This window comes from Acinetobacter sp. TGL-Y2 (assembly GCF_001612555.1).
In the GTDB taxonomy this organism is placed as follows: domain Bacteria; phylum Pseudomonadota; class Gammaproteobacteria; order Pseudomonadales; family Moraxellaceae; genus Acinetobacter.
Map to the genome: position 1 here is coordinate 343732 of NZ_CP015110.1, position 13735 is coordinate 357466.

The window sequence follows — 13735 nt, forward strand, 5'->3', positions numbered from 1 at the left end:
ATATGAACTTTAATTACATTTGGCTTTGAATATAATTTTCAATGCCGACGCTTTCAACCAAATCAAGTTGGGTGGTGCTCCAATCCCAATACGCTTCTTCTTTCTCTAATATTTCTTGCAGAAGATCACGTGTGACATAGTCTAAATGTACTTCAGAAAGTTTGATTGCACTTTGAAGCGCTTCAATATTTTCTTTGACTTTACGCACATCACAGTTCAAGACTTCAACGGTGTGTTGACCAATATATAATTTACCCAGATGTTGCAAATTCGGTAAACCTTCAAGAAATAAAATACGTGCAATGACTTTGTCTGCATGCTTCATTTGATGAATAGATTCTTTGTATTCAGCAGAACCGAGCTTTTCAATACCCCAGTCATTAAACATACGTGAATGCAAAAAGTATTGGTTAATGGCGGTCAGATGATGATAAAGAACCTGATTTAATTGATTAATAACCTCACGATTGCCTTTCATTGTCTTTGCTCCAAAATAATCTGTGCCTTAAAATGAAAAAGGCAATGCATAAGATGATCTTACAGCAAATACTGGGTGGCTTACGAGTAATTTATAGAACGGCAAATGAAAATCGCAATCAGTCCAACAGTCAATCAATGACGAGTCTTAAAAAAGAACCCCACTTGAGTCAAAAGTGAGGGGAGGAATGTCGTAGATAGGTTTTTTATTATATTAGGCTGGGAGTAAAGGGCTAAGCAGCAATCGAAATTCGAGCAGCAACCAGCGAGAGTTCTTCATTGATGATGCTACGCGCTTCAGGCACACAGCGACCACAACATGTACCTAAGTCGAGTAGGTCACGTACTTCACGATATGATTCAGCGCCATTATCCACAGCGTCTTTAATATCTTGATCTGTAATTCCGCGACATAAGCAAACGTACATATTGATGAACCACAAAGTGAATGCGATAGTTAGTATTATTGATAATTATTATCGTTTGTCAATAAAATTCATTTAAAAGGCGACTGATGGTGATCGAATTTTTAAATAAAAAAATACCACCTGAGCGGAATTCTGAGTGTTGCTCGAATTTTCGCGCAAGGCGGTATTTTTATTAAATCGCTAAGCTTTTGTTTTTATTTTGAAATAATAACAATGCCATCCATTTCAACTAAAGCATTTTTAGGCAGGCTAGCCACACCGAGCGCTGCACGTGCAGGGTAAGGCTGAGCAAAATATTCGCCCATAATTTGATTTACCAATTGGAAATGACTCAGGTCAGTCAGAAAAATATTCAGTTTGGCAATATCTGCCAATGTACCACCTGCAGCTTCGCAGACTGCTTTTAAGTTATCAAACACACGGCGAATTTGAGCTTCAATGCCTTCAACCAATTCCATGCTATATGGGTCTAAACCGATTTGACCTGAAAGATAGAGTGTATCACCCACTAAAATCGCTTGTGAGTAAGTGCCTATTGCAGCAGGTGCATTTTCAGTATGAATGACTTGGCGGGACATCAATTTCTCCTTATTTTATCTTCATTCATCATAAAGGATGAAATCTATTCATGAAAGCCATAAAAGAGAAATTATGAGCCGACTTTAGACATCTCGGCAACAGCCAAAGGCATGGCCATTCTTGAAATACGCGGGAAACCAAATTGCATACGCAGTTCACGAATGATTTGTGCAATCTGTTTACGGCTATGCACCACAATATTGAGGTAGGTTTTGGCATCATGTTTACGTACAGATTCAATCCCAATTTTAGCTTTACGGCAGATGTAAATCAGCTCGGAAACCTGCTCATCATTCAAGAGCAGATCTATGCTTAAGAACGCGTTGAAATTGATTTCATCGTCTTCTTCAGTAGACCAGTGTAAAGGCATGATGTTTTCAGGATGCAAATGTTGTTCATGCAACAAGTTATGACAACGGGCACGGTGTACGATCAATCCACGGCGCGATAAATGCCCTTGAATTGGATCACCCAGTACAGGGTTACAGCAGTGTGCATATTTCACATCGATACCATCTGTACCCACGATTAAACGATTTGATGTGCTGTGTGAATCTTGTTGGTCTTGTGCGAACAAATGGTTGGCAACCAATTGTGGTAATAAATCACCTACTGCGATTTGCTCAAAAAGCTGATCTTTATGCGGAATATGACGCCACTGAAGTAGTTCAATCCAATCCTCATCGGACAAGTCTTTAATAGATAGGTTAAATAATTTTAATGCACGGTTTAAGGCTTGTTGACCTACTAGACGCTGTTCCTCAATATCTTGATCTTTCAGAATGTTCTGAATCGAGCGTCGTGCTTTTTGTGTATTGATGAAGCTTAACCAATCTGGATTTGGAGACGCGAGTACGTCAGTGATCACTTCAATCACTTGCCCACTATGAAGTGGAGTGGATAGAGGCTTGGTTTCACCATCAATTTTTGCACCCACAGCGTGGTTACCCAAAAACAAACTGGCTGAATAAGCAAAGTCAACCGCAGTTGCCCCTTGAGGTAATTCGTGTAAATGACCTTGGGGGGTATAAACCCAAATTTTTTCTTGATGCAAATAATCAAGCAAATCACTAAACGTGGTTTTAGCGCAGTCACCACCGACCAAATTATTTAGGTTTTGCATCGAAGCTTGAATCGCAGAGCGACAGGCTTGCGGTGCATTTTCCCCGAGTACAACGCCAAAGCGCGCAGCTTTTCGCATCAGTTCGGTTTGAATGGTGAGTGACAGCGTGGTTTTTTCGCCTTTTAGACGAAGCATTAAAGATTGATTGCCGCCGGGAAGCGGATGGCGAATATGATCCTGATAATTCAGCACTTGGAAATTATCTTTTAATGCTTCAACCAAACGGTCGCAGTCCGCAATGCTTTGTAGAATAATTTCAAAGGCATGGCTATGTGAAAGTTCCTGAAGATCGATTTCATTTTTGAAGAAGTGACGTAGTAATTCGATATTATTATTTTTCTTTTTAATTCGACCAGGAATATTGGATTCATTTAATAAGTTACTGAGATTTTGTTCCCAGTCCGACTGATATTTACAGCGCTCGGGTTTGGTTTTGAGTAATGCTTCTTGAACATCATTGAACATGTCCAAATCTAAATTTTGATAACACAGGTGCTCAAGGTTGTCTGCCATCTCATTCATACCGACAAGACGCGCCATAGGTACAAAAATATCAAAGGTCTCTTGTGCAATACGCGCTCGCTTATCCGGGCGTAGCGCTTCAAGTGTGGTCATGTTGTGATAACGGTCGGCAAGCTTAATAATGATGACGCGAGGGTCTTGTAGGGTTGCTTGTAGAATTTTACGAAACGATGCCGCTTTATTATATTCCTTATCACTTGAATGGCTAAGTTTGGTCACACCATCAACCAATTCAGACACCGTGCGTCCAAACTTTTCTGCTATATCATCTTTATTAAAATCAGTATCTTCAATCACGTCATGCAATAGGGCTGCCATCAATGTTTCAGCATCCAAGCGCATATGCGCCAAAATACAACTGACGGCAATGGGATGAAGAATATAGGGTTCACCGCTTTTACGGGTAATGCCATCATGCGCAATGTCAGCATAATCGCAAGCAACAAGAACTCGCTCGACGTCACTCGCTGAGAGATAAGCATCGATAATGATTTGCAGTTGCTGCTTCGCTTGGCTGACCAATGGGCCTGGCATATTGCACCTATGTGTGTTTCGCTGGGAGGATAAATAATCAAATACTTTCAAATAAAAGCATATTGGGAGAGGTGACGATTTTTAATAGGGCACCTTTCTATTTTTTTAACAAATTTTTTGAATTTTGTCGATTGATTCTCTCAAAAATAGCAATAAAAAAGCCTAGTACAAATACTAGGCCTTTTAATATGCATACCACTTATTGGAAAGAGAAGCCATCCAAGTTTAAGTTATTTGCAGAAAGAGCAAGATCCAAACTTGAAGTTTGATAATCTTGATCACGTTGCTTCAAAATATCTTTGCTGACATGACCTTCAGCGATTTCGCGCAAAGCCACAACGGTAGGTTTGTCATTATCCCATTCAACAGTCGGTTCGATACCTTGACGGGCAAGTTGACGCGCGCGCTTGCTTGCCACTAGTACAAGCTCAAAGCGGTTGTCTACATGGTCTAAACAATCTTCAACGGTTACGCGTGCCATAAATGTTCTCGTTTATATATGAAATTTTAACAGACTGCACAGTATAAAAGGCTTTCTGTCTAGACTCAAGGTGAATCACTGTTTAGGGGTAATTAATTTTTGTATCAAGTCTTGGTAACGGTTGGCTTGCTGTGTCATCGACAAGCGATTTGCATTAATTACAGACTCTAAATCATGCAAAGCTTTATTAAAATCATCATTTAAAATAATGTAATCAAAGTTCACATATTGCTGCATATCTTCAACTGCACAGCTTAGACGGTGTTCAATAATGTCGACAGCATCTGTACCACGGTTAGATAAACGCTGACGTAGATCAAATTGAGTGGGCGGCAAAATAAAAATTTGTTTAGATTCAGGAAAAAGTTTACGGACCTGTTCAGCACCTTGCCAATCAATTTCAAGCAGCACGTCATGACCTTTGGCCAATTGTTCGCGAACGGTCAGTTGAGAGGTGCCGTAATAATTTCCAAACACTTCAGCATATTCGATGAAACCGCCTTGCTGAACCTGTGCTAAGAAATGCTCTTGACTGGTAAAATGATAGTGCACACCCTCAAGTTCGCCAGGGCGTTGACCACGTGTCGTGTGAGACACAGAAACGTGTAAGTTGCTTACGCGCTCAAGTAGGGCTTTAACTAATGATGTTTTGCCTGTTCCAGATGCAGCTGAAACGACAAACAAGAGACCCGACATGATATTTTTCCTGATATGATAAAATATCTTCTCTATTTTAGAGCAGACGGGTTTCAAACAAAATAGCAATTCGCATTTTGTTTGCAAATTTATTGCGAATCGTCCATGAAATTAAGTGAACATTGAGGATCCTATGGAAATTGTTTTGGCTAATCCACGTGGTTTTTGCGCAGGTGTCGACCGTGCCATAGCGATTGTGAACCGAGCGCTTGAGTGCTTTAGTCCACCGATCTATGTCCGCCATGAAGTGGTTCACAATAAATTTGTCGTGGATGATCTACGCCAACGCGGTGCTATTTTCGTTGAAGAACTGGATGAAGTTCCAGATGACAATATTGTGATTTTTAGTGCACACGGCGTATCTAAAGCTGTTCAGTTAGAAGCTGCGCGCCGGGGTTTAAAAGTCTTTGATGCTACTTGTCCTTTGGTGACCAAAGTTCATATTGAAGTGACCAAGTATGCCCGCGAAGGTATCGAAGCGATTTTGATTGGTCATGAAGGACATCCTGAAGTTGAAGGAACCATGGGACAATATGACTTAAATAAAGGGGGTCATATTTATTTGGTGGAAGATGAAGAAGATGTACATGCTTTAAATGTGCATGATCCAAAAAAACTGGCATTTGTGACCCAAACCACACTGTCTATAGATGATACAGCCAAAGTCATTGACGCTCTGCGGACCAAGTTTCCTGCAATTCAGGGACCACGCAAAGATGACATTTGTTATGCGACGCAAAACCGTCAGGATGCAGTACGTGATTTGGCGGAAAAATGTGATGTGGTTTTAGTGGTCGGTTCACCGAATTCATCTAATTCGAATCGCCTTCGCGAACTTGCTGAGCGAATGGGTAAGCATGCGTATTTGGTCGATAATGCAGATGAATTACAAGCAGAATGGTTTGAGCCAAATAGTAAAATTGGTGTGACGGCGGGTGCATCTGCTCCTGAAATTTTAATTAAACAAGTGATTCAGCGACTACAAGATTGGGGTGCAACCTCACCAGAAGAATTGAATGGTCGTGAAGAAAATATTACGTTTAGCTTACCGAAAGAATTGAGAATACCGGTCACTCAGGCCTAATAAGTACCTCAACAAGTTTTATGAGGACCAAGTCATGTTTGAAAGTGTGACTTAGTCCTCTTTTTCATGCCTTTTGTCCAAACTGTTTTGTTTTTTTCGCTGTAAAGAATTACTTTGTTAATGTAAAAAATAATAACAAACGTGATCAAGATGAAAAATATCCGACGGGGTTTTACTTTAATTGAATTGATGGTCTGCATCAGTATTCTTGCAATTATTACTTCAATTGCAGCGCCCAGTTTTAGTCAGCAAATTCAAAACCATAAGTTTAATAATGAAACTCGAGACGTTTTGACCTTAATGGGCGAGGCCCGTGCTCAAGCCATTAGCCTTAAAAAAGATGTCAAAGTGCATTTTTCAAAACAATTAACAGATCAAAATAATGCGACCAATTTTTATTGGTCGGCTCAAAATGCGCAAATTTCTCAAGTGAATCATATTGAATTCGATATGCTGGGTCAGGTCAAACAACGTCCTCCCAATGGCTGCATTGCCATTACGCACAATAAAGTATTTACGGTCAATGTTTTAGGTTCCTTGAATGCCGCTCAGGAGAACGCAACATGCTAAGTCCTGCGCGTAAAAAACAACAGGGTGTCGGGTTTATAGAGGTATTGGTCGCTTTACTGTTGTTGGCTGTGGCAGTGCTTGGCTATGTAGGACTGCAATATCGCTCTTTAGATGCCACTGTAGAGGGAGGCTCACGAGTCGAAGCAATTGGTTTGGCACGCGACTTGGCAGAACGTATTCGGGTAAACCGCAACGCGTTAAATGTATATACGAGCCAATTAAAAACCGCAGCTGCACAAACCCAATATAAAACCGATTGCGAAAAAACCAATTGTAGCGAAACAGATATGGCCGATTTTGATGTGGCTCAAGTCGTGACCAACGCCAATGTTTTAGGAATGAGCATGAACATTATGCCATGTCCAAAAAATGAAAATAGCCTGAATTGTATCTATGTGGCATGGGGAGACACCAGTCCAACCAATGGTGATGGGGTCGGTGATTGTACTCAAGACAATGCTTATCACAGAGCATCTACATGCATTATTATGGAGACATATTAATCATGAATAAACAAGCGGGTTTAACCCTGATAGAGCTGATGCTCGCATTGACCTTGGGGCTTTTGGTCTCTGCTTCTGCCATTTTAATGTTATGGACTGGGCAAAAAAGTTTCTCCATGCAACAAGGTTTGGCCAATCTACAAGACAATGCAAATTTCGGTCTAAATTATGTGACCAAAGATATTCGTTTGGCCAACTTAAATACCCAGAAGTCCGAAATCAATGACCAAACGGCCTTTGGTGGAATTGTTTTGACATCATCTGTCAATGCCAAAAAAGACACCGGTGTGAATCCAGCCGTTGTGTTAAGTAATTTGAATCAATCCATTGTGGGTGATACGGCAGTTGTGAACTTATTGTCTCGGAGCCATGGTCATGCCATTGGCGCATCGACGCAGTGGACGGGTGCTTCTAATGTCAATGATGCCACGGCAAAGTCAGCCATTCACAGTGATCAGTTGGTTATTCAATATATTCCGCAATATATTTTGGACGATAAAGGTACACCAAGTCAGGAGGATGACGAGCTTGTGGGTGGGTTTGATTGTGAGGGAAATGACTTAAATTTCCCAGTCATCAAAAAAGCCACGAGTAATGTGTTTGGTGAACAAGTCATTGTTCAGCGTTATTTTTTGAGAGCCAATCATCAGCAAGTGAATGAGCCGAATAGTGGTTTAGGGCTGGCATGTGATGCAGGTCTTTATGCCCGAAATGGCGATCCTACTGCAATTAGTCATTATGGCGGTGGGGGGGAGGTGATCATGCCACGGGTCGATCATTTCCGAGTGTTACTGAGCATTCAAACCCTCACAAATACTAGACGTTATATTTCAATTAAAGACTATATGGATTTAGTAGACCCTAAACCTCGTATTGTTGCTTTGCAAATTGGTGTGTTGGCAAGATCGCTTGATCATGTAGGGCGCGACTCAGTCATCAAAGATGATCAAACTTATAAAGTATTAGATCAAAATGTGGTGGTTAAAACCGATCAAAATATTCATAACAAATACTTAAGAAAAGTGATCACACAAAATGTAGCGTTACGTAATGCACTTGGGGAGAGGGGACGATGAAACAACATCAACAGGGTGCCACGCTCATCGTTGTACTGTTTGTTCTTTTGATTTTAACGATCATTGGTACTGTTTCGATTCGACAGAGTTCCATGGTGTTAAAGGTTGCAACAAGCAGTCAAGCTCAGCAATTGCTGACCCAAAATACAGATGCGACTTTTTTCAATGTCGAAGATCTGGATAATTTTAACCAAAGTTTAAGTACCAGCGGTATGTTTGGTCATATCAATAATGATAAAGACATTACTAAAGAATTGGTGTTTTGCTTCCGAGGGGATCAAAAGCAATTTTTTAATATTGGTCGTGCCTCAATCATTGCTTGGGAAGAAGGCAAATCTGAACCCACCAATTCGTTTATCGGTAAAGATGGCTTTTGTGATGCCAAAAATGCCACAAAAAACTTTTTTACCAGTACGCGCCGTGTAGTCATGACGCAAGTCGCTGTGAAATTTTCGACAGTGAATTCAAGTGTTCCATTTAGTGATCGACAGCGTGGAACAGATGCTAAACAAAGTCTGGCCGAGGAAGCAAAGCGAGTCAAAATATTTTCGGTCTCTGTGATGCCGACGCTATCGAGCGCTAGTCGTGATGATATTAATCTGTGTCTTCAAAATAGAATGAGCGAAGTCACTATTCCTCAAGGAACAACAGTCGCGGCAAATAGTGCTGTACGTCAAAGTATAACTACGTGTTTAACAGCTTTAAATGTGCCGTTTACGACACATGTCACTGAATACGCAATTACTCCAGAATATTCTTAATGGGATTGGGGAAAAATGATAACTCAATTAAAAAATAAAAAAATGTTAAATCGGTTTCCAAAAATGCTTTGGGTTACACAGCTTTCGCTACTGTGTAGTGGACTTCTTTTATCAGCTTCGGTGAACTCGAGCGATATTGATATTTATCAAAAAGCCAAGGAAGGTGACCGGACTTTAATGTTCATGATTGATGTATCTACATCAATGGATCGCTCTGTCGATACAGCATATTTCACCGGTTATGCCTGTGATTTACCAACTTTGGTTAAAGACACATCTAATGCGCAAAAAGAATTAAAGCAGATTAGTCATGGGGCAAATCAAGCTTTTAAAACGACATTGGAGCGGGTCTATTGCTTAGGGAGTAATAACCTTAAATATTATGATCGAATTACTCGCGTTAAAGATGCAATGATTGATGTTTTATTGGGGAATACGGATAAAAAAGTGAATGCCCTAGATGGCAAATATATGATTGGCCTATCTACCTTAGGTTCTGTAAAAGTGAATGGGGGAACTGTACTGGTTCCTGCAAGAGCCCTCAATACAATTGTTGATTCTTCAACAGGCAAGACCCACCGAGATGTGATGGTGGAAGAAGTAGCAAAACTAAAAGGGGTATCGGCAACACCGACGGCAAGGTCTTATGCTGAAGTTGCTTCTTATTTACTGGGTACGAATACAAACGCGAGACCACTTTTGAGGAATTATTACCAGAGTTTAGGTAATCGATTCATTGTATTGGGCGCTGACCCTTGGAGTTGCAAAGTACCACTTACAAATACTGCTAACGACTATCGTACTTATAAAGCTACACATGGGCCTATGGCAGGTCAAAATATTGATATTGCTTGGTGTCAAGATGGTCCAAATATTACGTGGAATCCTAAATCATCGAACTATGTCCCTTCCTTAGTTCAATTATCATATTCTGATACTCGTGAATTATGGTTCGATCCCACGCCAAGGCCAAGAGATGTTATTGCCACGATTTCTGGCTTCCCATACTCGGTCGATGCTTCAAAAGTAAGCGATAAAACTAAATATTTAAATCCGACTTCAATCAGTAAGCAATTAAATTATTCCAATACTGAAAAATCATGTAATGGTCAAGCCATTTATATGTTGACCGATGGTGAGCCCAATAACGGAAGAGACAGTCTTCCACTCATGCAATCTGCTTTAGGTGACAATAGCTCAGAAATTAGTTGTAGTGATTCCGAAACAGGTTCGGAATGTAGCTTAAAGATGGTGGAAATTTTAGCCAACCCAAATCGTAACCCTTCTAAAGTCTCTATCAAAACAGCCATGGTTGGATTTGGTAATGATTTCAACGGCATTCCATCCTCTATAAAAACTGAAGTGGAAGTGGACGCTGTAAGTGGGGTAAGTGAAAGTGTCAAAAATGCCGCAAAATTGGGGATACGTGGCCAAGGCGGATGGTATTCAGGAAATAAATCTGAAGATATTGTATCGAGTATTCAAGCGCTTATTGACTCCATCTCAGCGGATATTCCTTCTGTCACTACCGGCGCACCGACCGTTGCCAAAGACTCCTTAAATCCTGCGGTCATTCAGCCCATAGCGTATTATCCACAGTTCCAACCCACCCCTGATCAAAAGTATCGGTTATGGATTGGCAATCTCAAAAAATACAATATTGGTGCTGATGGACAGCTAAAAGATAAAAACAACAATAAAATTTTAGATGTAAATGGAAATCTAGTCGATAACTTCGACCTTTGGTCAAAAGCGATTGATCCAGCAGTTCAAGATGCAGAAGTAACCACCATAGGGAGTCGCAAATTTTCTTTGAAAGGCGGCGTGTGGTCACAATTAAATTTAAAACTAAATGGCAGCAATGTCGAAAATCGCAAGGTGTTGACCAATCGCGTAGTAAGTTCAACCGATGCCAATAGCTTTATTGGCGGAACCACTTTACGCCAAGTACGGGTCAGTGATTTAAACGGTTCAGATTCAAAATATAAAACAGATCCAAATAGAGGATATCTGGTTTCACTGTTGGGCTATGCTTTAAATAAAACCATCCCTAGCTCAGCGGAACTCACCGCTGCGCCAGAACTGAGACAAATAGGTGCAGTCATGCATTCATCACCTATTTTACTGACCAATAAAGGCACTGTGGAATATGATGTAAGCTCAAAAAGCTTGAGTTCCAAAGATCGTGAAGACTATGTGCTGTTTGGTACCACGCAAGGTGTCTTGCATGTGGTGAATGAAAAGACAGGCGAAGAAAAATTTGCATTTGTACCCAATGAAATGGTCGAAAATCAAAAAGAAGCCTTTTTGACACCCGATCAGAGCAGCGGTGGAACAGATCAATTGTTTTACGGGATAGATGGTCCATGGACCGCGTACACAGAATATGTTGTGGCAAGCACTGAAGGATTAACCGTTGCAAAAGGTAAACAAGATCAAACAGGCAAGCAAATGGTTTACGGTGGCTTGCGAATGGGCGGTCGTAGTTATTACGCGCTGGACCTTGCCAATATGGATGATCCTAAGCTTCAATTTCATATCTCTCCTGCAGACCAAAAAGTCTATTACAACGGCAGCAGCAAATCCTTTGCACAGCTTCAATACATGGGGCAAAGTTGGTCTAAACCTGCGATAGGTTGGGTCAAATGGGGTTCAAGCCGAAAACGCGTGATGTTTGTAGGAGGTGGCTATGATGCAGGTGGAAGCGATGGAGATGCTCGCACCAATGGGGTAAAAGGCCAGTATGCTGGTTATGAAAGTGATTCGTATAATCCAAGCTTTGCCCAAGGCGGAGGGGTCTACATGTTCGACGCTGAAAATGGTGACCTGTTATGGTGGTCAAGTAGTCAAGCCAGCACCAGTAACAAGGCAGCGACCACTGGAGTCATTGCGACAAAAGATGACCATCTGAAATATAGTGTTGTCAGTGAAATTAGACTGGAGGATCGAAACAGTGACGGTCTAACCGATCATTTGTATTTTGGTGATTTGGGTGGGCAAGTCTTTCGCATGGATATCAACAATAATGCGACAGCCATCGGTGGGTTTTTAAATAAATCACAGCGTATCCTGAATTTAAACTCAGGCGCGACCAGTCCACGGTTTTATGAAATGCCGTCTTTTTCAATCTATGACGCTGCTGGAAAATCATTTGCAGTGATCTCAATTGGCAGTGGTAATCGAAGTTTGCCCTTACAAGAATATGCAGCGAACACAGCGGATCGTGATTATGATGCGATTTACAATATTTTTGACAAAGATGTGACTTCACCGAGCTTATATGCCACCGATCATACTTTTGAGAATACGGCAGCTAAAACCGATTTGGTTGAACTTACCCAACAAGATCGTATTGGCAACAGCACGCCTAAAACCTCTTATGCGTCAAGAGGATGGTATTACAAGTTTAAAAATGGCACAGCAATGCAGAGCTCTAAAGTCATTTCCTCACCTATTGTCACCAATTATAGAATGTATGTATCTACATTTGATAGCAGTAAGGCCGGCTTAGGTAGCGCATGTGGAGCAGGCGTTAAAGGCGAAAGTTTCTTGCAAACTTTCTGCATGCCTTTTGGTCAATGTCTTAAAAGCACTTCGGGTACAAATGGAGCGCCTGTGAATCCTGTGGTGGAATGTACAACAGGTGATGGATGCTCTATTGGTGTCGGTTTACAAACCACCACTGTTGTGCCTATCAAATGTGAAGGGGAAAGCTGTACAAGCAACGGTTCAACCACTCACTCTTCAACCTCTGGGAATGCAAACTACTGTCTAGATACAGGGCAAATTGGACTTTCTCACAAAGGTGGGGTGACGGGTAAAAATAATACTAAAATGTGTTTGGTTCCACAGCGCTGGTATCAGGCATTTAGGTAGAGTCTTAGAATGAAAAAAATAAACCATTTAAATTCTCAAGGTTTTACATTAATTGAACTGATGATTGTGGTGGTCATTATGGCTATTCTTGCGGCAATTGCGATCCCAAGCTATCAGGCCTATATACGTAAAAATTTGGAATCGACTGCAATGCAACAGATTCAAACGATTGCCAGTGAACTTGAGCGACATAAAGCACGTAATTTTAATTATTTGGGCTTTGCAACCCTTCCAGATCCTGTGGTATTGCCGAAAGGTTCAACGGGTGCAGAGATAAAATTTAAGCTCAAAGTTTATGATGGTGATACCCCAAGCAAGTCTCTAACTGATACAGGGGCTGCAGGTCAAACATGGGTAATTCAAGCGCTGTCTCAAGATGCAAAACTGCATAGTTTTTTGATCTCTAGCACGGGAAATCGCTGTAAGAAATTAGGAACAAGCATAAGCTTAGATTGTCGTGGAGCAGAAATATGGTGAAAACGATAAAAGGCTTTACTTTAATTGAGCTGATGATTGTGGTGGCCATTATTGCGATATTAGCTGCGATTGCATATCCGTCGTATCAGGAATATGTACGTAAAACTAAACGGATTGAATCACAAGCAGAGCTGATTGCATTAGCAGGACAGCTTCAGCGCTATAAAATGGCCAATTTTTCCTTTGAAAAACGTGAGGGAAATCAGACAGTCCCGATTACCTTGGCAGACCTAGGGCACAATGCTGTATTACCGAATTCGGGGGATGCGCTATATGATGTGAGCTTAACAGACGTCACAGCCAATGCATGGACATTGACTGCTACGCCAAAGAGCAATACGGCGCAAATAATGGATGGTACCTTTCGTTTAAATCATCGAGATCAACGCTGCTGGGATAAGGGTAAATCGAGTTGTGTTTTGTCAGAAATATCAAACTGGAATGGTAAATAGAGAATTGTAAAAATTAAGTTAAATTTGGAAGAGCGAATATAAAAATATTCGCCTCTTTTTATGAAAGTTTAAGCTGCTGATAAATATGTATGCTGT

Annotated in this window: 14 protein-coding genes; 8 read left to right on the forward strand and 6 right to left on the reverse strand. The window is 41.0% G+C overall.

Going from position 1 to position 13735, the window contains the following annotated elements; translation table 11 throughout:
* Positions 1 to 13: 13 nt before the first annotated feature.
* The 6 genes from bfr to gmk form a co-directional block, all read right to left on the reverse strand.
* Positions 14 to 478, reverse strand: coding sequence for a heteropolymeric bacterioferritin subunit Bfr (gene bfr, locus AMD27_RS01560; protein WP_067655417.1), 465 nt, complete (start codon positions 476 to 478; stop codon positions 14 to 16).
* Positions 479 to 710: 232 nt separating this feature from the next.
* Positions 711 to 905, reverse strand: a complete 195-nt coding sequence (locus tag AMD27_RS01565; protein ID WP_067655420.1) for a bacterioferritin-associated ferredoxin — start codon at positions 903 to 905, stop codon at positions 711 to 713.
* 194 nt (positions 906 to 1099) lie between these two features.
* The gene (locus AMD27_RS01570; RefSeq protein WP_067655424.1) at positions 1100 to 1483 is read right to left on the reverse strand and encodes a RidA family protein; all 384 of its coding nucleotides are present in this window, start codon (positions 1481 to 1483) and stop codon (positions 1100 to 1102) included.
* A gap of 71 nt (positions 1484 to 1554) precedes the next feature.
* The gene (locus AMD27_RS01575) at positions 1555 to 3663 is read right to left on the reverse strand and encodes a RelA/SpoT family protein (protein ID WP_067655427.1); all 2109 of its coding nucleotides are present in this window, start codon (positions 3661 to 3663) and stop codon (positions 1555 to 1557) included.
* 199 nt (positions 3664 to 3862) lie between these two features.
* On the reverse strand, positions 3863 to 4144 hold the full coding sequence (rpoZ, locus tag AMD27_RS01580; RefSeq protein WP_004809957.1) for a DNA-directed RNA polymerase subunit omega: 282 nt from the start codon (positions 4142 to 4144) through the stop codon (positions 3863 to 3865).
* 75 nt (positions 4145 to 4219) lie between these two features.
* A complete protein-coding gene (gene gmk / locus AMD27_RS01585) occupies positions 4220 to 4840 on the reverse strand; it encodes a guanylate kinase (RefSeq protein ID WP_067655430.1) in 621 nt (206 codons plus the stop codon).
* A gap of 133 nt (positions 4841 to 4973) precedes the next feature.
* On the opposite strand from gmk, the gene ispH reads away from it, so the two are divergent.
* From ispH to AMD27_RS01625, 8 genes are all read left to right on the forward strand, one after another.
* Complete coding sequence (gene ispH, locus AMD27_RS01590) at positions 4974 to 5924, forward strand: 4-hydroxy-3-methylbut-2-enyl diphosphate reductase (RefSeq protein ID WP_067655433.1); 951 nt, start codon at positions 4974 to 4976, stop codon at positions 5922 to 5924.
* A gap of 150 nt (positions 5925 to 6074) precedes the next feature.
* On the forward strand, positions 6075 to 6494 hold the full coding sequence (locus tag AMD27_RS01595) for a pilus assembly FimT family protein (RefSeq protein WP_067655436.1): 420 nt from the start codon (positions 6075 to 6077) through the stop codon (positions 6492 to 6494).
* A complete protein-coding gene (pilV, locus tag AMD27_RS01600) occupies positions 6488 to 6997 on the forward strand; it encodes a type IV pilus modification protein PilV (protein ID WP_067655439.1) in 510 nt (169 codons plus the stop codon). The genes AMD27_RS01595 and pilV overlap by 7 nt, the downstream gene beginning before the upstream one ends.
* A gap of 2 nt (positions 6998 to 6999) precedes the next feature.
* The gene (locus tag AMD27_RS01605; RefSeq protein WP_067655442.1) at positions 7000 to 8073 is read left to right on the forward strand and encodes a PilW family protein; all 1074 of its coding nucleotides are present in this window, start codon (positions 7000 to 7002) and stop codon (positions 8071 to 8073) included.
* A complete protein-coding gene (locus AMD27_RS01610; protein ID WP_067655445.1) occupies positions 8070 to 8834 on the forward strand; it encodes a pilus assembly PilX family protein in 765 nt (254 codons plus the stop codon). The genes AMD27_RS01605 and AMD27_RS01610 overlap by 4 nt, the downstream gene beginning before the upstream one ends.
* Positions 8835 to 8849: 15 nt before the next feature.
* Complete coding sequence (locus AMD27_RS01615) at positions 8850 to 12710, forward strand: pilus assembly protein (RefSeq protein WP_081405898.1); 3861 nt, start codon at positions 8850 to 8852, stop codon at positions 12708 to 12710.
* Between the two features lie 9 nt (positions 12711 to 12719).
* Entirely contained in the window at positions 12720 to 13187 is a 468-nt protein-coding gene (locus tag AMD27_RS01620) for a type IV pilin protein (protein WP_067655449.1), read from the forward strand.
* Positions 13181 to 13639 carry a type IV pilin protein gene (locus tag AMD27_RS01625; RefSeq protein ID WP_067655452.1) on the forward strand — a complete coding sequence of 153 codons (459 nt, stop codon included), beginning with the start codon at positions 13181 to 13183 and terminating at the stop codon, positions 13637 to 13639. The genes AMD27_RS01620 and AMD27_RS01625 overlap by 7 nt, the downstream gene beginning before the upstream one ends.
* The last annotated feature ends 96 nt before the right edge of the window (positions 13640 to 13735 follow it).

Coding starts and splice junctions, on each gene's coding strand:
- bfr (WP_067655417.1), bottom strand. CDS start 478: ATGAAAGGCAATCGTGAGGTTATTAATCAATTAAATCAGGTTCTTTAT.
- AMD27_RS01565 (WP_067655420.1), bottom strand. CDS start 905: ATGTACGTTTGCTTATGTCGCGGAATTACAGATCAAGATATTAAAGAC.
- AMD27_RS01570 (WP_067655424.1), bottom strand. CDS start 1,483: ATGTCCCGCCAAGTCATTCATACTGAAAATGCACCTGCTGCAATAGGC.
- AMD27_RS01575 (WP_067655427.1), bottom strand. CDS start 3,663: ATGCCAGGCCCATTGGTCAGCCAAGCGAAGCAGCAACTGCAAATCATT.
- rpoZ (WP_004809957.1), bottom strand. CDS start 4,144: ATGGCACGCGTAACCGTTGAAGATTGTTTAGACCATGTAGACAACCGC.
- gmk (WP_067655430.1), bottom strand. CDS start 4,840: ATGTCGGGTCTCTTGTTTGTCGTTTCAGCTGCATCTGGAACAGGCAAA.
- ispH (WP_067655433.1), top strand. CDS start 4,974: ATGGAAATTGTTTTGGCTAATCCACGTGGTTTTTGCGCAGGTGTCGAC.
- AMD27_RS01595 (WP_067655436.1), top strand. CDS start 6,075: ATGAAAAATATCCGACGGGGTTTTACTTTAATTGAATTGATGGTCTGC.
- pilV (WP_067655439.1), top strand. CDS start 6,488: ATGCTAAGTCCTGCGCGTAAAAAACAACAGGGTGTCGGGTTTATAGAG.
- AMD27_RS01605 (WP_067655442.1), top strand. CDS start 7,000: ATGAATAAACAAGCGGGTTTAACCCTGATAGAGCTGATGCTCGCATTG.
- AMD27_RS01610 (WP_067655445.1), top strand. CDS start 8,070: ATGAAACAACATCAACAGGGTGCCACGCTCATCGTTGTACTGTTTGTT.
- AMD27_RS01615 (WP_081405898.1), top strand. CDS start 8,850: ATGATAACTCAATTAAAAAATAAAAAAATGTTAAATCGGTTTCCAAAA.
- AMD27_RS01620 (WP_067655449.1), top strand. CDS start 12,720: ATGAAAAAAATAAACCATTTAAATTCTCAAGGTTTTACATTAATTGAA.
- AMD27_RS01625 (WP_067655452.1), top strand. CDS start 13,181: ATGGTGAAAACGATAAAAGGCTTTACTTTAATTGAGCTGATGATTGTG.